Genomic DNA, 21,236 nt, shown 5'->3' on the forward strand with positions numbered 1-21,236 from the left:
CAAACTCATTAGGACTAGGCAAACTAGCAGGATGAGAACGCAGGATTTTAGAATTAAAAGCGATCGCTCGTTTATGCTTAAAGCCAAACCCATCACCCGAACTACCACGGCAAGCATTGAGCAAAGGACAAGTCTCACAAATAATTTTCGTGTCAGCGATCGCCTTATCGCGCAGAGCAGCGATTGCCCCCGTCCGCGAGCAATTTGCCTGAGTATCTAAAGACTCACCCGATTTAGCACGACGTAACTTACCTGATTTATTAGTCAAGCCATTGTGACGAGCAGGCAAAATCGCCCAATCCTGCAAAGTGGAAGTCGTGACATTGCGCGAATCATTAGATATATAGATGATCCTTTCAACACCATCAAACATTTCAGGACGCAAGCGCCCCGCATCATAGCTTTTGCCCGTACCTGTTGCTGAAGCATCAAGGACATGTTTGTGAGTTAATAATGAATCACGCCAAGTTTCCAGCCTTGTCCCTGACTCATATTCCAATTGGGAGACTGGGGATTGAGGCGATCGCCTAACTTGAGATTTATTAGTAAACCCCTTAGCAGTCTTCTTCGGAAAAAGCTTGTCTTTCAACCATTGAAACGGTGAAAACTTTGGCTTAGGCTGGTAATTAGCAATTTGGAAAAACTGCTCGACCGTCAAAAGCTGAATTGCTGTCCCACTGGATAGCTCATCAATATCATTATCAGTTTTAGCAACCTGACCCCACCAGAGGATATCTACCGTAAAATCTAGCTCAGCCAGAAAAGCCAAATTCTTCTCATGGCGGCGCATTACGGAGGGGTTACCCACATCACCCGCATCGATCGCATATTCCAAACGAGTTAACTCAGGTTTAGCCCCAATTGCATCAAGGTAACTTTGTAAATTTTTTTTACTAGCCACAAACTGACCGCCCGAAGCACCGATCGCTATACAGCCACGCAGCTTAGAAGCAAGATAAGGCTTAACGCCAGTACCTTCAACCAAGACCACACGCTGACGATCGACCTGAATATCACCATGAAAAGCAAGGGGTAGCTCCCCATTTTGTTGTTGAGCCGAGATACCAAAAGGCTTATGCCACCGATAGCGCCCAGAACTAGCATCACGTAAACGGATTTGAAAACCGAGGATTTGACCATCAGGATTCTTAATGGGCAGAATATAGCCAGAATTAGTTGATTTAGCTCCCAGATTTTTGATTTCAGCATCAGATAAGCCACGACTAACTAAATCGGCTCTATCTAAATTGTCTAGATCCAGTTTCTGTAAATAACCTTGATAAAGGCGATCGCGTTGGGCATTATCAGGCAACTTCGCCAAACCATCCCGCTTTGCCTTTTGTTGAGCTAGCCGCAGTTTTAAATTGCGATCGCGACGCTCTTGGCGCTCCAATTCAGACTCAGGACGTTTGCGGACATATTTACCTGCAAAGTAACTGCCATTGGTTTCGCCCAGATATTTCCAATCCGCCAGACCGACATCGCTGGGATGGGTCATGCACAGCACAAAATCTTGGTTATCGGAGGCAATTCGACATTTACCTTTGATGTCATCACAGATTGGACAAGAATTATTTGCCTTAGTTGGTGAAAACTTTCTGGAAGAATACTGGTTATTTAAGGAAGTCATTATTTTTGACCTCCTTGGTGCTTGCCAAAGGAGATCTCAACAAAGAGAAGATCCTGCAAGAGATGAAAAATTAAAAACATCTAGATTGTCCTGATTGTAGGGTTTGTGGCGACTTCAATCAGAAAACAGACAGACTTTTTGAATTCAGTTCAATAATTAATTATTGGTTCTTGCAAAAAAATTAAAAAATTTGCAGCAAAAACTATTGCTAAACCTATATCTTGCGTTAAGATATAAGGAAGCACTGAACAAAATTGCGTTTCCAAAGCAACATCTGTCCATTTTCGGATATTAAATTTAAAAACCTTCGGGTTTACAAGAAAGCTGGTGAGGTGGAAGTCACTGGCTTTTTTGTGTTTGAAGGGAAAAACGAACTAAGTAATCTCCTAGATATAAAAAACTTCAATTTAAGCATACATCGATCGCTCTAGATCTGATCTATAAAAGATCAAAAAAAGATCAAAATTTTATTGAATTTATCCTGCATAGGATCGTCTCTTTTTCATACTGTCATCTGCGACACAATTTTTAAGCAATAGCATGGCTAATTCAGTGAAGGAAGAGAAGCAACACCTAGTGCAGGATGTATTGATAGTCAATCAACCAAAGTGGATTGTGGTTATAGTGGTAAAGCTTTCATTCTGGCGATTCTACATATTTTTTACTGATGTTTGCAGGTTGTCGTTCCTCCTGTGGGGCGAAAAGGCTTTGTTGTCCCACAAAAGCGCTGGGTAGTTGAAAGTACTTTTGCTTGGTTTTCTCGCTTTCGACGTTTGACAAAAGAGTACGAACTTTTACCTGAAACTGCTGAGGCTTTTTTCTATGTCGGCATGATTCACATTCTCCTCGAACGTCTCGCTTAACTTCTCAAACACGCTCTCAGTCAAAAATGCTTTGGAAGAAAATCAATGAAAATACATTCAGATTTAAAATATTTGCTAATTATCATTGGTAAAAAGTTGAATAAAACTTCATCTCTTAATTACTATTGTGATGAAGAACCAAATTCATTTTCAATTCAGGAAATCCAACTAGAGTTTGATGGATTAAAGTCGTTAAGGATATTCTGTGGAACTGATGGTTCATCAATTTGTTGGGATAATGGAGATCTTAAACCGATAAATATGGGAGAATATGGGAAAGTAGTAATTTCTAGCCTGTCTAAATATCATGAGGAGTTGAAAAATTTAGTTGATAAAAAACTTGAAAAAGTTTATTTAGTTACGTCAGAGATAGAAAAATGTATATTTGCAATTAAATTTGTCTTTAGTTATAACTTTGAATTAGTTGTCGCAAATGTTGGTGACGATTTGAAATTGCAAAAAAAACTTACACCAGAAATTATTAAAGAAGAAAAATCCCTATTTCTAGATATACAAGAAACTAGTCACCGACAATAGAATACAAAAAAAGAATACAAAAAAATTATCAGTATTAATCCCCATTCCTTTGAGTATTTCAGTAAGTGATTGGGAATGCCTCGTTTGATAGTGATTCAGTATTGTGGAAATATTTTCTTTTGCATTGATAAGCAATCGGTGTTTTAGAGATATGGAGGTGCTCGGAGATTTTGAATTGTAGTCTAACCACTGCTTGATCGTGTCAGCATCAACTGTTTATAAGCTTACAAGCGAGAATTAGGAATTTGCTTGTTCATAATTTGTTCGTAATATTGTCAACCTCTTTACTGTTGTGCTAGAAAGTAGGCGCTATTTTGCATAAAGATGTTTATTAGATTGTAATGGTAGAGCAAAAGGAGCAATATTTTCATAAGCTTTTGCTGCTTGCAATACTAATGCATCATTATATTTAGCCGCGACAATTTGGAGACCTACAGGTAATCCATCCTTGGTAAAACCAATGGGGATAGAAGCCGCAGGTTGTTGCGTGAGATTAAAAATATAGGTAAAAGGTGACCATTCTCTTTGTGAATCGGGAACATTGGCAGGAATTGAGGGTGGTTTGTTTAGTCCCACAGGGAAGGCGGCGATCGCTAAGGTTGGAGTTAATAGCAAATCATAATTTTGGTGGAACTTTTGTAAATGTCTTCCTAAGGCTTCACGGGCATCTTGGGCATTAATATATTCTGCAAGAGTGAGGCGATCGCCTGCTGCTGCTGTTGCTCGTAAACCTTCCTCAACTACCGCACGTTGTTCTGGGGTGAAGCTCCGTAATAATTTAGCTGCACCTGCTTGCCATAGGGTTTGAGAAATCTTACGCGGATTCGGAAAATTTGGATCAACCTCTTCGACGATCGCTCCTAACTGAGCAAATACTGCCACAGCTTTTTTTACTAAATCCGCAACCTCAGGATCAACATCGGCATAGCCCAAATTAGCGCTAAAAGCAATGCGTAAACCTGTGATGCTCTGATCTAGATTTGCGGTGTAGTCCAAATTTTGATCAGGTAAAGCATACCAATCGCGCACATCAGGATGGGCGATCGCATTTAAGGTCAGCGCCGCATCGGCAACAGTGCGTGAGAGAACCCCGACATGAAAAACCGTTCCCGTATGGGCGATCGGATAACCCGCCACTCTGCCAAACGTTGGTTTAATTCCGAATACTCCTGTTAAAGATGCAGGCGCTCTTACCGAGCCACCACCATCGGTTCCTAAATGGAGGATGCCAAATCCTAAAGCCGCTGCCACGGCTGCACCGCCACTACTTCCCCCTGGAGTAAGGTTGATATTCCAAGGATTGCGGGTAATTCCTGTCAAGGGGCTATCGGTGACCCCTTTATAGCCAAATTCGGAAGTCGTAGTTTTACCGAGCAGGATCGCACCTTGTTCGCGGAGTCGAGCGACGGCAGGAGCATCTTCATCCCATGCTTGATCGGGATTGATGGCTTTACTGCCACGTCTTGTCGGTAATCCTTTACTTAAAAGTAAATCCTTCGCCGTAAAGGGAATTCCATCTAAGGTTCCAAGGGGATTGCCCTCGCGCCAACGAGTTTCGGAGGCTTTTGCTTCAGCGATCGCAATTTCAGGATCAACGGCGATCGCAAAGGCATTCACCAAATCGTTGTAGTCCTCAATCCGTTGTAGAGATGCTTTAGTGACTTCCACTGGTGACAGTTCACCTTGGCGATATTGCGCTCCAATCTCTGCTGCTGATAAATCTGCTATTTCTGACATATGATTAAGTGATGATTAAAATCCCCCTCTCTCTTAGGAGAGGGGCAATAAACTCTAGATTGTCACCTTAGTTCCATCAAACTTAGTGAATGTGAAACCGCTAAACTTTTCACGGAAGGTTGAGCCTTCATCTCGGAGAATGGCGATCGCCACCGCTTCACCCAACGCCAACGAAGCCGAAGCATCAGTACGCCAGTGAATACCCGCACTATTGCGACCTAAGCCAATATTTGCCGCCAATTTATTCAACTCACCTTCTACGGTTAGCGGTGCGCCTTGATAGGGAATCAATTTCGTAGGATCTTTGGGATCGGGAATCACAGGATTAGGAATCACATAGCTACCATCAAATAGAGCTTTTAAAATGGTTACACTTGCTCCTGCGGCTACCGATGCGCCTCCTGGATAAGAGGAATGGGTTGGAGAGCCTTCGGGGAAGAACTGAGGCAATAGATAGCTCTTATTATTGCTATAGAGGCGATCGAGGATTTCGGAATTGAATACATCAGGATGAATGGGATAGTCAGTTTTCTTCACTTTGTTATTGTGAACCAAACCGCCAAAGGCTTCCGATCGCAGACGGCGATGGACATAATATTTCTGCCAATAGGCTGCCCGAATTGCATGGGCACTCACCGCAGCAATTAAGCCCTGAACATAGCCAGGTCCAAAAGTTCCTGAACCACCCACTTGAGTTTTCGATTTATTGTAGGGATTGCTAGGGTTATAAGGAGCACCCACACCACCTGCTAGAGGATTATCCTTAGCTGGTTTACCCAACAAAATTAGAGCTGCGTTAGTATATACGGGTGGCGGATTATGGGCGATTTCTCCTTGATCGCGTCCATTAATAAAGTAGCGGCGCACGGGATCAAATTTGATTTCGCGCCCAGAACTGCCTCCATTCTGGACAAGTAGCCACTCATCATAATTAACTTGGAAGCTATTGTCTGGAGTGGCAAGAGGGACACGATGAAGCTGAGCATAGGACTGAGTTCCTGCGGGAATAGGACGCAGTAGGAACTGTGACACATAGGGACCAGTATCGGCTCCTGACAGCGTGAAGTAAATAGTCCGTCCAGTCCCATCGGTATAGAAAGCGGAACCTCTAAATAGAAGTTCGGGTGTAATCCGACCATTTTCCTTAGGACTTTTAAATCCAGACAGGCGATTGAGATCCTGAACTGCGGCTAAGATCAGGGGATTATTCGTGTCATTGCGATATTCGCTAAAGGGAACATCCTGCAATAGCCCTTGCCAAGCAATTTCTACATATTCAGCGGCTTGTTCGGCACTATCGAGGGTAGGAGGAATTGGAATTGGGAATAGCGCAGGATTCAGCCCAGTCAAACTGACTGCTAAAGGGGTTAATGGTTGTACCAATTTGCGACCGCCGCCAAGAATGATCTGCTCATATTTGTCTGGATCACCCGATCGCAAAGCATTGATGAGAGATTGATAAGCCTTGAGATCAACTTCACCTAATTGATTATGTGGCAAGCCTCTAGTATCGGTAGCGATTTTGTTAGGATACTTGGCTTCATCGCCATTGGTGGGATGGTTAGGAATGGGTTGCTTGAGATGCTCTGCACATTTAATCCGCACTTGATAAGCCCTAGCAGGGAAGTCATTGCCTGTAAATTTTGAAATGGGCTCGGCTTGAGCAGTATTCTCTTGATTTTTGAATAGAGATGGTGTGATAACTCCTGCGACGGCTGTGGAAGCGGTGAAGAGTCCGACGCGACCGAGAAATTTGCGTCTACTTGCACCAAGACGTTCTTTGGGCGATCGCACTTTTTTTATTGATTCTGGATTAGATTCTGGGTTGAACTCGTGAACATAATCAGATGGTAGCGATGCATCTTGAGGATCATCCGACATAAATATCTCCTAAATATATCCTAAATGGCTTCTAAACTAATGAACAAGAGAAAAATCTAATCTACGGCAACTCGATAGGTTTTTAGTAGTTTTATGCATAGGCAAAACTATCTCATGAAGTAACCCAAAAAATTGGTATTCCACGATTCCAAAATCAATGATTTCAGATCGTTACCCCTAGCACATCTCCCTTGTTGGGAGATGTGAATAAGAAAATCTATAAAAAATCTCTTCTATAGCAATGAAGGTTTTGCTTAGAGCCTAAAACCCAAATAGACAAAGGCGGTGCTTCGCGCCGCCTTTGTCTATTTGGGTTTTGATTTTTCCTAACTATCTCTTGCATTGCTATATTAGCTCTGAAAAAATTGGTTAGGAGGTCGGGAAAGTCCCAGATTTTCGCGAAGGGTTTTGCCCTCGTACTCCTTCCGAAAAATTCCCCGTCGTTGCAGTTCAGGAACTACCTTTTCCACAAAATCATTTAGTCCTTCAGGCACAAACGGGAACATAATATTAAAACCATCGGAGCCCTCTTCAAATAGCCATTGCTCCATTTGATCGGCGATCGCTTTGGCAGTACCGACAAAGGCTAAGCCGCCATAACTACCAATCCGTTGCGCCAACTGGCGAATGGTGAGGTTTTCCCGCTGGGCGAGGGAGACGATGCGATCGCGGGCGCTACGGCTGCCATTAGACTGGGGAATTTCGGGTAAAGCACCATCGGGATCGAAACCTGAAACATCATAACCAAGGGCGCTATTTAGGCTGGCAATACCGCTATCGTAATGGACAAGACTATCTAAATGAGCGCGTTTAGCGATCGCTTCTTCGATAGTTTCACCCACAATTACCAAAACTCCTGGCAGAATTTTGATTGAATCAGGATCGCGTCCGATCGCCTTAGCCCTTCCCTTAATATCCGCAAAAAGCGCCTTACCCGCTTCCAAATTACTAGCAGGTGCAAATACAACTTCCGCTGTTTCCGCCGCCAACTGTCGCCCCGCATCCGATGCTCCCGCCTGAACGATTACGGGATAGCCCTGTACAGGTCGAGCAATATTTAAAGGACCTCTCACGGAGAGATATTTGCCCTTATGCCCAAGCACATGGAGTTTATCAGGATCGAAATAAATACCTGATTCCACATCACGAATGAAAGCATCATCCGCAAAGGAATCCCATAGCCCCGTCACCACATCATAGAATTCCCGCGCTCTGCGATAGCGTTCATCATGTTCTAGTTCTTCTTCTAATCCAAAGTTTAGCGCTGCATCGGGATTAGAAGTAGTGACAATATTCCATCCTGCCCGCCCCTCACTAATATGGTCAAGGGAAGCAAACCGACGAGCTATATGGAAAGGTGCATCATAGGTTGTCGAAGCTGTGGCAACTAAGCCAATATGTTCGGTAGCAGTAGCAAGGGCTGAAAGTAGGGTGAAGGGTTCAAAGGAGGTAACAGTGTGACTACGTTGCAAAGCGGCGATCGGCATATTCAATACAGCCAAGTGATCCGCCATAAAAAACGCATCGAACTTTCCCTGTTCTAATTTTTGAATAAGTTTTTTAATCGTGGGAAAGTTGAAATTAGCATCAGGCAAAGCATTGGGATAGCGCCATGCTCCTGTATGGATGCTGATGGGACGCATAAATGCGCCCAATTTTAATTGTTTCGTTTTGGTCATTGTCTCTTGTTTGCTGGCTGGCTAATATCCAATAATTCCAATTCCCAAAATGGCAACGTCATTGTGGGAATCTCAAAACCTTATAGGGTTTGCTTTTTAATTCACGAGAGTGTTGTCACACTTTCGTGAATTGGTATAAATCTTGGGAGATTCCTGAAGAGTGGAACTTTCCCAAGATTTATTTTTGTCAAGGTGATTTGCTTTCTTAAGCAGCGATCGCTAATTCACGACGAGTTTGCGAGATAAACCATTGCTGCAAATCTGGAGCGCTATATACCTGATCGGCAATAAAGTGATCGCCTTCGGGGAACACCGTCAAATTAACTGATACGCCCAGACCGCGCAAAGTCTCCACAAACTTTTCCACATCGGCAATGGGGATATTCGCGTCCTGTCCACCTTGGAACACCTGTACAGGAATATCCTTGAGTTTGGCTAGATCTTTCTCCGCGATCGCTTGAGGTACACGACCTGATACCGCAACCACACCCGCAAAGCGATCGGTATAGGCTGTGGCAATATGCCATGTACCTGCTGTACCGAGGCTAAACCCTGCGATGATCACCTGTGCTGGATTAATTGGATTATTGGCTAGCAAATGATCGAGAAACGCAATCACATCTTCAGCCCGTTCGACCCAAGTTTGATCCGCAGGCAGTTGAGGTGCAGCAAAAAAGTAGGGTAATGACTGCGATTCATTTACAAATAGTGGCAAGCCCCACTTCAGCAAAACATTCAAATCGTTACCGCGATCGCGAGCGCCATGCAGAAATAGCACCAAGGGGGCAGATTCACTCGCCGCAGGTGAAAACAAGTAGGGAAAAGTTCCGTGGGCAGTATCAAAAGAGCGTTGTTCGACGGTCATAGTCTTAACTCCTATAGGGTTGCTGGTGATTGCAGATATTGCGAACAAGGGGCTTAAGCCCTTTGTTTGTTTATCTAATTTGTTCATCTAATTTTATGAAATACAAATATTTAGTATCACTAATTACTTGACTCTAAAAATATGATAACTCTATACTACGGCTTGTCGATAGATTTACCGTAGTATTTTTAATCATCGACCAAATTTAGAGACATAACTCTGGAGAATTTACATGAGCAATCAGTCCATTGTCGTTAAGCCCACATCTACCTTCACTGGCGCAGAAATTGAAGGTGTAGATTTGTCTCAGCCTCTATCCGATGAAATCATCAAAGATATTCGTAATGCGCTTTTAAAATGGAAAGTCATTTTCTTCCGCAATCAAAATCTTGATCATGCAGGTCAAGTTGCTTTCACTTCCCGCTTTGGTGAAGTGACCTATGCCCATCCTCACGAAGATGAACCGATCACCGATCATCCTGAAATTCTCCCCATCGATCGCAGCCGCTACGAACGCCGCAATGGGTTACAACGCTCTAGTTATGAAAGCCGTTGGCACACCGATGTCACCGCCGCCGTTAATCCTCCCGCAGGTTCGATTTTGCGGGCGGTGAATGTTCCTAGTGTTGGTGGTGATACCACTTGGACTAATTTGGTTGCTGCCTATGAAGGATTATCGGAACCCATCCGCGAACTCGCCGATAAGCTCAAAGCGCAACATCATTTCAATGCAGGTTTGAATATTCCTGCCAATAGCAAACTTGCTCAACGTATTGCTGAGAATCCAATTGTTTCGATCCATCCTGTTGTGCGTGTGCATCCTGAAACTGGCGAAAAGGCTCTATTCGTCAATCCTGGATTCACCTCCCACATTATTGGTCTTTCTCGCAAAGAAAGTAAGCTCTTGCTAGAGTTATTCTTCAACCAAATCAAGAAACCCGCCTACACCACTCGCTTCCGTTGGAACAATGGCGATATTGCCTTCTGGGATAACCGTGCCACTGCTCACCTCGCGCCTCAAGATCTCGATCATCTAGATGTTGAGCGCATTCTCTATCGTACTACCATTACTGGTGATGTTCCCGTCGGTGCTGATGGATTCCGTTCCGAAATTGTTGAAGGTGAAGTATTTAACAGTAATTTGCCGAGCGTTTTGCAGCAAAAATCTGAAGAGCTGAAAGCAGAACCAGTTCTTGTCTAGAATCCTAACTAATTCAAATAGAGAGTTGCGGCGCTTCGCACCGCAACTCTCTATTGGGTTTGATGTCCTGACTTAAGTGACTATAGCTATAACATCAGACCTATAAGTTTATTGACTTTGCGATCGCCGATAGATGTTAGGATCATGCTTCTCCATAAATCTTTCAGGGTTGCCTAACGATACAAATCCGTATTGATGATACAGACCCTGTGCGTCAGCAGTGGCTAACATCCAACGTCGTAACCCTTGAAGCTGCGGATGTTTGATGATACATTCAATCAACCACTTCCCAAGTCCCTTTTTTCGATACTCTTCAACGACAAAGACATCTGCAAGGTAAGCAAAAGTAGCATAGTCTGTTACAACGCGACCAAAGCCAATTTGTTTGTTGCCTTGAAAGAGACCAAAACATAGAGAATTATCTAAAGATTTAACGACAACTTCTCTAGGTATATCTTTTGCCCAGTACGATAGACTGTTCAAGAAGTGGTAGATCAACTCAAAGTCTAAATTCTCTCGACAATCACTAACCGTAAATTTTTCCTGTTTCCATTCCATAAAGCAGTTTCTCCGAACTCAACAATCAAGTAGATTTATTATGTCCCGATCGCTTTTCAATTACTTGTACTTTGCGATCGCCAATAACTTCTCCGAACTCAGCAACGAAGTCAACCATTTGGAGTGCCTAATCTTGGCTAAAAATAAACAACTTTAATGGATGTATCACTTCGGGATAAAGGTTTGTGGTTCACAAGATAGCGATCTGTTCTGCGGGTAGCCGCTTGTTATAGAAGCGACTATTTATTTTTACATATTTTAATCTCCGCGTACTTGACCAAAATCGACTAATTCATATCGAAAATTTGTGCATCCATGTTTGGCTAGATAATTTACTATTGATGGAAATCCGTAAATGAAAGTATCAAAGGTAATCCAACCAAGGCTTAAGGTTTGGTCTTCAAAACATATGTCCATAGTGTTAGTAGATATTGGGATTTCTTCTGGAGCAATTCGCCAATTTTCATCTTGTTTCACAACTTGAAGTTGCCCAACGTGGGAACCGATATCAATGCCCCATGCACTAGCACTAGTGAAAGAAGATCGTTGCTTCAACTTTTTAGCAACTTCGGGATGATCATCAGGATGTTCTGCATCTCCTCCGTTAGAAAGTCTATTGAAAGTTTCTCTCGCTCGAACTTGATCAGGAGATATCCCTTTAGGATGCCAAGGAGGAAGAGCATACAGATTATAATCAAGGCAATTATATTGCCATAATTCCCTTTCTAAATGATTTCCTACCAGATCGCTACAAGAGCAGGTTAAGTCAGCTACAATCCCGTCATGTCCATTACAGTCGCCTTCTCCTAAAAACTCCGCTCCAAATTCTTCAAAAAAAACTACTAATGGATGATGTACATCATATTCTGCATCATAATAAAATTCTTGACCATTCGATAATTTTTTAAAGCAGGGTTTTAACCTATGTACACATAAAGAACTTCCAATTCTCACTACCGTATCCTTAGCTTCGGCTTCTTTTCCTAACCAGCCAATACCTACTGGAGGAATAGCTAGATTTCTTGCGGTTAGCCAATCGGCTATGGGTGGTTCTAAAGGTACTTCTACCTCCAAATCTGCATCTAACAATTGTGCTTGAGCTGATGACTCCGATGCATACCAAGCCGCGCATCGAGCAAGTATCTCTTGCAGTTCCTTAGCAGCATCCATCATCTTGTCTAAGTCGGCAAAAGTACCAACAATAGTCATGCTAAAGCGATCTTCAGGGATATAATTTGGGATCAAAAGGCTTTCAGTGTCAAGTGGAAATGTCGGTGGACGTTCCAATGCAAACATGAAATTATCCATAATTTTTGATTAAGCCCCTAGGAGGTAGCCCGACTATTTTGGCATAAGTGGTCAAACTTAATAGAAATTGCTCACCTTTGGAAGCATAACTTAAAGTTTTAACGCAATTGCGCTTTAATTACTTTACTAAGGGCAAAATACCGCAGGTTTCTACTTTAAGTCAAGTGCGATCACGGCTCTTGTAATGCTGTAGGTAATTTAATAAAAATGACCGACATTGCACGTATTTATAACGAAATGATAAAAGATATGACAATATTCTATTACGATTAGGGATTGAATTCGATCGCTTCCCACATTGCGATCGAGAAGAAAACGCATAAACTAAGCGGGAATAGCATATATTTTCTCAGACTTGATCGTACTAAATAGCTTGCTGTAAGCGATCGCATTTCAATTACTTGTACTTTGCGATCGCCAATAACTTCTCCGAACTCAACAACTAGGTATATTTTTTAGTCTCCGATCGCTTTTCATTTTGCCAATAGTGGTTAAGTTCCAATGCGATACCAGTAGTGGTAAGCATAACGAAACCCCAAACTCTCATAAAGACTGATAGCTGACGAATTTGCGGCAACAACTTGCACAAAAGCTACCTTCGCTCCCATCTGACCGCCCCATTGTAGTAGCCCTTCACATAGCTCTCTTGCAAGTCCCCTACGGCGATAATCAGGAGATGTAGCTACATCAAACAGTCCTAGTTGCCCTTGCTCCAATACACCCAGCCCACAGCTAGTAGGTACTCCATCTTGAGACTTCTTAATGGCGAAGGCACAGGGACTCTTAATGGATTGAAGCATCTTGAGGTGAATTGCTTGGGATGCTTCCAACTTGCCAGATATCTGCTGAAATATATTTAGCCACGACTCTGGGCTTGCAGCACAAGTTGGTAATTCAGCTTGACGTTGGATATCAAGAGATGTGGTCATCACCAATGACATATCTACAAACCGATAGCGTTTTTCTGCAAGTAAGCTATCAATTTGCGGTGGAGCAGATATGGATGTTAATCGAAATATTGGTTGTAGTCCACGATTCTGATAAATTTGCTTAATATGATCTACTTGGGATTCTGATAGTTCTTCCGAGTCTTGCGTACAATTAGCTGAGTTAGCTCGCTTGGTATAGCCATCGGCAAAACGTAGATGCCAACCATATAAATCTTGGCTATCAAGCGCAGGCCATGCTGAGAAAGCAGCAGATTCGATGGATTCCATATCTGAGCGCCCAACTTATTGTTTGAATAATGCAATTGCGATTAATTACTGGACAAACTATCGCAGAGTCCTAATTTAAGTCAAGTAAGTCAAGTGCGATCGCTACTCTTGTACTGTAGGTGCGCTTTCGATCGCTTCCCATAGGGCAACGCCATTTTGGGCATTGTTATGATTTGGGGCTTGCTTCAGGACGGGATCTAGTGGTAGGCTCATGGCAAGATAATCTACGATAATTTACAGTATTTACCGTAAATTAAATGCTGATCACTTAAACTCGCTTCTGCGGATTAATATATGACCATTCAAAAGGTTGGAATTTTGAGTCCAGGGGATATGGGACAGGCGATCGCCACAGTGCTTTCTCAACACGGATTGCATACCTTGGCAGCCCTAGACAGTCGCAGCGATCGCACTCGCCAGTTAGCGACTGAGGCAAAGATTGAGGATGTGGGTTCGCTCAAAAATCTGGTAATCGAAGCCGATCTGATCCTGTCGGTGCTGGTTCCAGCCGCCGCCACAGAAGCCGCAGAGCAAATTGCGCCGATAATTCGCGCTGTCGGTAAACCATTGCTCTATGTCGATGCCAATGCGATCGCCCCCGACCGTGTTAAACGAATTGGGCAAATTATCACCGCAGCAGGGGGGCAGTTTGTGGATGCATCGATTATTGGACCACCACCACGGGTTCCCGACCAGACCCGCATTTATGCCTCTGGCACTCAGGCAAATCAACTGCTTGCTCTCCGAGACTATGGACTGGATATTCGCGTCATTGGCGATGAAATTGGACAGGCTTCAGGACTCAAGATGTGTTATGCCGCCCTAACCAAGGGGTTAACCGCGATTGGAACCGAATTGCTAATTGCGGCGCATCAATTGGGCTTAGATGCTTCCCTAGAAGCGGAACTAACCAATAGTCAATCAGGATTGTTGAACCATTTAAGCCGATCGATTCCGAGCATGACACCAAAGGCGCATCGCTGGATTGGGGAAATGGAAGAGATTGCCGATACATTTAAAGCATTGGGATTAACGGAACAGATCTTCCAAGGTGCGGCGGATATCTATCGCCTAGTCAAAGATACCTCCCTCGGCAAAGAAACTCCTGAGGAACGCGATCGCGATCGCTCCCTTTCTCAAGTGATTACCACTCTTGCAAACGAAATATAGTGGGTTTCATGTTGCCTGCGGCAAAATAAAAACCGCAAATCCTGAGTGTGATTGTTTTTCGTTTTTCAAATGAGTATGCACTCGTTTGAAAAACGCTATGAAAAAATAAGGCTCAATAGGTGTTTCGGGGAGGTGCTTTATCTTAAATGACTGAAATGGTTGATGCACAATGGTTTTAGCATCGGAGGTATTCGATATCTGAAACACCCATCATGAAAAGCATTGGGCCGTTTATGATGTTTGACCTCCCCGAAACACCTATTGAGTCTACTTTATTTCATTAATAAACTTGGTTGCAGATAGATAAATTTCTTGCTTTTCATCTTCTGTCTTTTTATCATAGGCGTTAACCATGAGTGAGACTCTTCCATTATCAGTAAAGCTTTCACGATTCTTATCGACAAAGTGCCAATATAAATAGTTAAATGGACAAGCAGTTTCACCCGTTTTTTCCTTCACATTGTATCTGCACTGTGAGCAACAGTTGCTCATTTTATTGATATAGTTGCCAGCGGAGACATAGGGCTTAGATGCTAATATGCCTCCATCTGCAAAGGTAGACATTCCTAGTACATTCGGTAGTTCAACCCATTCATAGGCATCCACATAGGCGAGCCAAAACCAGCGGTTTAGATGGCGAGGATCGACGTTGATGAGATTGCTGAAATTGCTTAAAACCATCAAGCGTTGAATGTGATGGGAATAGCCATAATTTAAAACTTGAGCGATCGCATCTTTGAGACATAGCAGATCTGTATTTGCATCCCAATATAGCTGGGGCAGATTGTTATCAAATCCGAAATAGTTACTCTCGCGGACATCTGGCATTTTTGCTTCGTAATAAACGCGAATATACTCCCGCCATCCGAGGATCTGGCGGACAAATCCTTCAACGGAATTCAGCGGCGCTAATTCTTTTTCATAGGCAGCGAGCGCCATTTCACAAATCTCCCTTGGTAAGAGCAATCCATTATTTAGATATATCGATAACACTGAATGAAATAGAAATGGTTCGCCTACCTTGATTGCGTCTTCGTAAGCTCCAAATCTGGATAAGCGGGTTTCGACAAATAATTGAGCTAGCTCTAGGGCGCGATCGCGGGTGACAGCATAAATAAATTTATCTAATTTCCCAAATGTATTGGGTAGATATTTTTGGACTAGTGCAATTACTTCTTGAGTAATGGGATCGGGTTTAATTTCTGGGATCTCTGGAATTATTATTTGTTTAGGCAATGCCTTGCGGTTCTCTTTGTCGTAGTTCCAATTACCGCCAATGGGTTTACCTTCTTGCATCAGATAGCCTGTCTGTTTTCGTAATTCTCGGTAAAAAGTTTCTAGGCGATAACCTTTTTTGATTTTAGGTTTAAATTTCTCAACATCGGCAATGAAAAATTGATTGGGTAAAGCTTTAATGCGCTTACCAAATATATTTGGTAACTTTGCCATTTGCGATCGCGTGTTCCATTCAGAAGGCTGCATATAGGTTAATTCTATATGGGGATAACGCGTGAGAAATTCTTCTAAAGCATCGACATAAAACCCTTCGGTAAATAGATTGACAATGGGAAAACCCTTCTGATGGCAGCTAATTGCAAAGTGGCGCTGAGCGCTCAGCATATAAACCAATTTCTGTTTGTGATGCGGGATGGCGATCGCGTAGGCTAAAGATTCGACAAAGATTAAAATTGGCTTACGATCGAGCACCTCCTTAGGAAAGACATCAAGATTCAATTGGTCGTGGAGAATAAATAAAGCACGATCGCTATTTGCTATCTGTTTCTCTAGTCTTGATGCGATCGGATAATTCTCAATCTGAGAAAGAAACTCACGGGCATTCTCAATCATAATCATATTAGACCTCTTATCAGAGGGGGCTGAATCCATGTTTCTCGAAGATTGTTTTGGCTGGTTCGCTGGATAAGAATTCTAGATAGGATTTGGCGCTTGTTGGGTTGGCGCTTTTTTGTAAAACGGCGATCGGATAGACAATGGGTTTGTGAAGTTTAGCATCAATGACTTGTACTACTTTAACTTTAGTGGAAGTTTTGGCATCTGTTGCATAGACGATTCCTGCTTGAGCATTGCCCGATTCCACAAATTGCAGTACTTGACGCACGTTATTCACTAAGACAAGTTTTGATTGCACATCTTGCAATAGCTCTAATTTTGTCAAAACCTGCTCGGCATATTGCCCTGCGGGAACGCTGCGAGGATCGCCGATCGCAATTCGAGCAATACTGGCACTGGTTAAATCTTTTAATTCTTTAGCATCATCTTTATCCGCAGGCACAATTAGTACTAAACGATTGCTCAATAAATCGCGGCGGGTATCAGCAATGATTAAGTCCTTTTTCTGCAATTCATCCATTTGCTTGGCGGCGGCGGAAATGAAGATATCAACGGGAGCACCATTAATGATTTGTTGTTGTAAGTCGCCCGAACTTCCAAAGTTATTGCGAAGGGCGATATTCGATTGGGCTTTGCTATACAAAGGTGTGATTTCACCTAATGCGTCCTTGAGACTAGCTGCTGCTGAAACTGTTAATTGGATATTCTCCTGTTTGACTGGGGGAATTGCTGATGTACTAGCTATAGGTTTAATGCTTGGTTCGACTGTTGGAGAGAAGAAGCTACATCCTGCGATCGCGCATAGGGTAATGACAATCAGAGAAAGGAAAGTGATGACTTTTTTGAGGTTCATGTTAATAGAATTAAAAGTGGTACTAATCGATTGCAACAATCACATCTGAATCCTTAATCACAGCATAGGCTTCGCTACTCTCTTTCAATCCCAATGCTTAAGCAGATAATTTAGTGATGATTGATGTGATCTCAACACCAGCAGAAATCTCTATGGAGATTTCAACATTGACTGCACCAGTTCTGATTTTTTTAATACACCCTTGATGGAATTTCGAGTGCTAATTTTCATTTTTTTGCTTTGAGAATTGAAGATAAATATATTCTGACAAACGGTTTATATTTTGTCTCTAAGTATAGAGCCTTATCTTTCTTTTTTACAAGCTACGATATGGAAAATATGCCAGTATTTCTGTTCACCAATAGTAGTTTCACCATGATGTTCTTCTTCTTCAAAATATTCCACCTTAAAAGATTGAAGTAATTCCTCAACCTTTTCCTTGGGATAATGGGTCATATTGGGATAGGTTGTCGCCCAAGTATCGCGATCGCCAAATAATTGACCGCAAAATCTACCACCATTGCGCAAGGATGAAATTATTTTGTTCCACAAGTTAGGAAAGTCCTCAGGATGGCAAAAGGGTAAGGCAAAACTAGAATTAATTAGATCTACAGAATTTGGTAGAGCGATTGACTCAAAGCACATCACCTGAGTTTCTAGCCATGTCGAATCGATGTCCTTGCGATCGTATAGTTTAGCGATCGCTTGTTCATTGCCATCGATCGCTAAGACTTGCCATCTGCGCTTGAGCAATTCCACCGTATCGCGTCCATCGCCACAACCGAGATCGATCGCAAATCTCGGTGATTTTGACGAGTTCTCTAGATCAAAGAGATCTAGCGCTTTAAGCAAAGTATCGCGAGGCGGACGACCTGCCACAGCTTGATAATATGCTGACCAATCACGGTTAACTGTACTTTTTTCGGGAGAATCAATCATGAATTTAGCCTATGGTAATAACTACGCTACTTGTTGCAGAACCATGTGTGAGAACGATCTCTTGAGTCATGATATAAGATGTTTTCAACATAAAAGCTGACCTTTACTATCGACATCATTTAGCTTAATTCTTCTGAAGTAAATTTTGCATTTTCTACTGTATTTCTTAACTATATTCTGTATTAAAAATGGCAATAAATATAATAATTAAAAAACTTTGAAAGTAAGCAAAAAATAAGCGACTTAATCCCCTTAAATAATTAATTATGAATTACAAGTTAAATTTTGCAATTCGTAATTCGTAATTTGTAATTTGTAATTTGTAATTGTTTCACTAACTCCCTTGCTACATGGATTAAAAATTTTGCTGCATCCTGATTGTCATGGTGAGCATAATATAGCTACAGTCACTTGAATTAGGACAAATCAAACTCCAAGAATTGACTGGCGGCGCTTCGCGCCGCCAGTCAATTCTTGGAGTTTACGTCCTAGTAAATTTGGCGATCGCTATAAGTAGCCGTTTTATACCAATTCCCAAAATGGCAACGTCATTTTGGGAATCTCAAAACCTTACTGGGTTTGGTGTTTAATTCACAAAAGTGTTGTCACATTTTCGTGAATTGGTATTAATCAGCATTTTGACCAAACCTTCATCAAGAAGATTGCTATGGGAATTAAGTACTTCAGGCTCTCCTCCAGAGGGGCATAGCAATAATTTGTCAATTAAAGCGACCTACAAATTTTCACGATCTGATTGTTCTTTGGTTTGTTCTGTTTAGTTGATGAGCAGCTTCACCAATTTCTAGAGATATCCATGCTCGATGTTATCTTTTAAAATTTTACCCATTTTTTGATATTCTCGTCGAATTGATTGGATGATGTGTCGTCTTTCAACTATATTGCCTTCTCTCACAGCAAAAAATGCAGATCTTAAGGCAATATTACGAATATTGGCTCCTGTTAATTCAAAATTATGGGACAAGAAACTAAATCCCAGATCATCTTCACAGGGAGTATCTTTAGGAAATGCTTTTTGCCAAATTTGATATCTTTGCTTTTCATTTGGCAATGAAAAATCAATAATAAACTGTAGCCGTCTTGTGAAAGCTTCATCCATATTATTACGCAGATTTGTTGTTAAGATGGCTAGTCCTTCGTATTCTTCCATTTTTTGGAGAAGGTAGCTTACTTCAAGGTTTGCATAGCGATCGTGGGCATCTTTCACATTACTTCGTTTGCCAAATAAAGCATCTGCTTCATCAAAGAGTAAAATAGCATTTGCATTGGTCGCTGCCGTGAAAATCTGATTGAGATTCTTTTCTGTTTCACCAATATATTTATTGACAATTTGAGATAGATCGATTTTGTATAAATCCAGTTGCAATTCTTGAGCAATGATTTCGGCTGACATGGTTTTACCTGTGCCCGATATACCTGAAAATAGTACATTTAAGCCTTTGCCTAATGAATGTTTTTTATTAAATCCCCAGTTATTCCAAACTAAATTTTGGTATTTAATCTGATCACAAATCTCCCTAAGCTGAGCCTCTTGGTGATTGGCTAAAACGATATCGTCCCACACATATTTTGGTTGAATTTGTTGCGAAAGAGATTTAAGATTCTGACTTGATAAGCCTCTGGCTGCATTAAAAAGATGACTGACTTGGATTCTTTGAGTGGATAATGCAGATATTTTTTCTTGGTCTAAGTTATGCCATTGTTGATGATTTATTGCGATCGCTACAGCATTGGCTATTTGATCAGAAGTTAGGCGGAGGCGATCGCTCAGGTTTATGAGATCGTCACTATCCAAATGAATTTGAGCGGCTTGAAGATGTTTTTCCCAAAAATGCTGACGCTGTTCAACATTGAGCATGGGGAAAGAAATATTAACTACACCTTGAAGCCGAGTATTAATATTTTTCCATCCAGTAGCTCCACTGAGGATAGTTATTCCATTTTGATCAGCCAATAGATTAAGGATATCTTGATACTGATGCTCACAATCTGGCTGTTGTAGCCGATCTAATCCTTCTATATAAAGTAATATATTTTGAAATTTAGCTTGCCTCACAAGAATATTCAATGTTGATGGTAATTCTGATTTCATATCTGAAATATTGTTCAGATTAGCAATTATAATTGGCACATTTAGTGCATAAGCGATCGCTTCGCCTACGTCCTGTTTAATTGATTGATCTGCGCCATGAAAATACATTGTTAATGGAGTATGAGCCTCCCAATGATATTGGACAAGTTTGGGCAATGTGTGCTTAATTTTGTCGGCTAATGGTAAATGCTGCCCATTCTGTTTAGGTATAATTAACTTACAAAAATGACTCAGTCGTTCGTCTAAACTATGTTGTCCTAATAGTAAATTAACAACTAACGGATCGAGTTTAATGATATGGGATAGTAGCGAAGGGAATGATTGATAAGGATCGGCAATTAGCTGAATTAAACCATGACGAATAAGTGGAGAATCTGGACTAAAATGAATTCGTTGTGTAAGTTTTTCTAGGGCAGAATCGCATAATAAATTGAGACTTAAATCAACAGTTGGACGCTTTGCCCGCACATCATCTTGTAGGTATGCATATAGACGTTCATAGCGGCGATCGAGTTCGGGCGCTAAGGTGATCGCCAAAATACCCAGATCAAAGTGATCTAACCCAAATTGTTCCTGAAGCCAAATAAGTTTAGAAGTCTCCGCAGTACCCGACAATTCAAAGCGAAAATTATTCTGTACCGATGGTGAACCTGATGATGAAAAAAGAGGTTCAGAAGGGGCTTGTTTTAATAACCGTTCTACTTCTGGCTCTCCGATCTGAATACCCCGATAAGGATCAGCATCTATCCCCCCAGCAAATAATGTTTGAGCCGCTATAAATGCTGCCTCTAAACGTTGATCTAACTGATGTAAGAAATTAAGTAACTCATCCATATA

General features: G+C 41.8%; 15 protein-coding genes and 2 pseudogenes. 4 read left to right on the plus strand and 13 right to left on the minus strand.

Annotation, left to right across the window (positions count from 1 at the left end):
- Positions 1-1,630, minus strand: a pseudogene (locus tag PseudUWO310_RS05670) (hypothetical protein); the annotation flags it as partial.
- 671 nt (positions 1,631-2,301) lie between these two features.
- Here PseudUWO310_RS05670 and PseudUWO310_RS05685 point away from each other — a divergent pair.
- Complete coding sequence (locus tag PseudUWO310_RS05685; RefSeq protein WP_142599783.1) at positions 2,302-2,493, plus strand: transposase; 192 nt, start codon at positions 2,302-2,304, stop codon at positions 2,491-2,493.
- A 45-nt stretch (positions 2,494-2,538) separates the two neighbouring features.
- On the plus strand, positions 2,539-3,030 hold the full coding sequence (locus PseudUWO310_RS05690) for a hypothetical protein (RefSeq protein ID WP_142599784.1): 492 nt from the start codon (positions 2,539-2,541) through the stop codon (positions 3,028-3,030).
- A 309-nt stretch (positions 3,031-3,339) separates the two neighbouring features.
- Here PseudUWO310_RS05690 and PseudUWO310_RS05695 read toward each other — a convergent pair whose 3' ends face one another.
- The 4 genes from PseudUWO310_RS05695 to PseudUWO310_RS05710 all read right to left on the minus strand — a co-directional run bounded on the left by PseudUWO310_RS05695 (position 3,340) and on the right by PseudUWO310_RS05710 (position 9,192).
- Complete coding sequence (locus PseudUWO310_RS05695) at positions 3,340-4,767, minus strand: amidase (RefSeq protein WP_142599785.1); 1,428 nt, start codon at positions 4,765-4,767, stop codon at positions 3,340-3,342.
- A gap of 54 nt (positions 4,768-4,821) precedes the next feature.
- Positions 4,822-6,648, minus strand: a complete 1,827-nt coding sequence (locus PseudUWO310_RS05700; protein WP_142599786.1) for a vanadium-dependent haloperoxidase — start codon at positions 6,646-6,648, stop codon at positions 4,822-4,824.
- A gap of 350 nt (positions 6,649-6,998) precedes the next feature.
- On the minus strand, positions 6,999-8,327 hold the full coding sequence (locus PseudUWO310_RS05705; protein ID WP_142599787.1) for an LLM class flavin-dependent oxidoreductase: 1,329 nt from the start codon (positions 8,325-8,327) through the stop codon (positions 6,999-7,001).
- Positions 8,328-8,532: 205 nt separating this feature from the next.
- A complete protein-coding gene (locus PseudUWO310_RS05710; protein ID WP_142599788.1) occupies positions 8,533-9,192 on the minus strand; it encodes a dienelactone hydrolase family protein in 660 nt (219 codons plus the stop codon).
- A gap of 232 nt (positions 9,193-9,424) precedes the next feature.
- Here PseudUWO310_RS05710 and PseudUWO310_RS05715 point away from each other — a divergent pair, with 232 nt between their 5' ends.
- The gene (locus tag PseudUWO310_RS05715) at positions 9,425-10,393 is read left to right on the plus strand and encodes a TauD/TfdA dioxygenase family protein (RefSeq protein WP_190315919.1); all 969 of its coding nucleotides are present in this window, start codon (positions 9,425-9,427) and stop codon (positions 10,391-10,393) included.
- A 108-nt stretch (positions 10,394-10,501) separates the two neighbouring features.
- Here the strand turns inward: PseudUWO310_RS05715 and PseudUWO310_RS05720 are convergent, their stop codons facing one another.
- The 3 genes from PseudUWO310_RS05720 to PseudUWO310_RS05730 all read right to left on the minus strand — a co-directional run bounded on the left by PseudUWO310_RS05720 (position 10,502) and on the right by PseudUWO310_RS05730 (position 13,476).
- A complete protein-coding gene (locus PseudUWO310_RS05720) occupies positions 10,502-10,951 on the minus strand; it encodes a GNAT family N-acetyltransferase (protein ID WP_142599790.1) in 450 nt (149 codons plus the stop codon).
- A 258-nt stretch (positions 10,952-11,209) separates the two neighbouring features.
- Complete coding sequence (locus tag PseudUWO310_RS05725) at positions 11,210-12,247, minus strand: hypothetical protein (RefSeq protein ID WP_142599791.1); 1,038 nt, start codon at positions 12,245-12,247, stop codon at positions 11,210-11,212.
- Positions 12,248-12,750: 503 nt separating this feature from the next.
- On the minus strand, positions 12,751-13,476 hold the full coding sequence (locus PseudUWO310_RS05730) for a GNAT family N-acetyltransferase (RefSeq protein ID WP_142599792.1): 726 nt from the start codon (positions 13,474-13,476) through the stop codon (positions 12,751-12,753).
- 294 nt (positions 13,477-13,770) lie between these two features.
- On the opposite strand from PseudUWO310_RS05730, the gene PseudUWO310_RS05735 reads away from it, so the two are divergent.
- A complete protein-coding gene (locus PseudUWO310_RS05735) occupies positions 13,771-14,646 on the plus strand; it encodes an NAD(P)-dependent oxidoreductase (protein WP_142599793.1) in 876 nt (291 codons plus the stop codon).
- Positions 14,647-14,913: 267 nt separating this feature from the next.
- On the opposite strand, the gene PseudUWO310_RS05740 is transcribed toward PseudUWO310_RS05735, so the two are convergent.
- The 5 genes and pseudogenes from PseudUWO310_RS05740 to PseudUWO310_RS05760 all read right to left on the minus strand — a co-directional run bounded on the left by PseudUWO310_RS05740 (position 14,914) and on the right by PseudUWO310_RS05760 (position 21,233).
- The gene (locus PseudUWO310_RS05740; protein WP_142599794.1) at positions 14,914-16,500 is read right to left on the minus strand and encodes a cryptochrome/photolyase family protein; all 1,587 of its coding nucleotides are present in this window, start codon (positions 16,498-16,500) and stop codon (positions 14,914-14,916) included.
- A gap of 13 nt (positions 16,501-16,513) precedes the next feature.
- The gene (gene modA / locus PseudUWO310_RS05745; protein ID WP_142599795.1) at positions 16,514-17,350 is read right to left on the minus strand and encodes a molybdate ABC transporter substrate-binding protein; all 837 of its coding nucleotides are present in this window, start codon (positions 17,348-17,350) and stop codon (positions 16,514-16,516) included.
- 22 nt (positions 17,351-17,372) lie between these two features.
- Positions 17,373-17,581: pseudogene (locus PseudUWO310_RS23875) on the minus strand (TOBE domain-containing protein).
- A gap of 72 nt (positions 17,582-17,653) precedes the next feature.
- Entirely contained in the window at positions 17,654-18,289 is a 636-nt protein-coding gene (locus tag PseudUWO310_RS05755; protein WP_142599796.1) for a class I SAM-dependent methyltransferase, read from the minus strand.
- A gap of 802 nt (positions 18,290-19,091) precedes the next feature.
- Positions 19,092-21,233 carry an ATP-binding protein gene (locus PseudUWO310_RS05760; RefSeq protein ID WP_142599797.1) on the minus strand — a complete coding sequence of 714 codons (2,142 nt, stop codon included), beginning with the start codon at positions 21,231-21,233 and terminating at the stop codon, positions 19,092-19,094.
- Positions 21,234-21,236: the final 3 nt, after the last annotated feature.

The sequence above is a fragment of the Pseudanabaena sp. UWO310 genome (assembly GCF_006861605.1).
GTDB lineage: Bacteria > Cyanobacteriota > Cyanobacteriia > Pseudanabaenales > Pseudanabaenaceae > Pseudanabaena.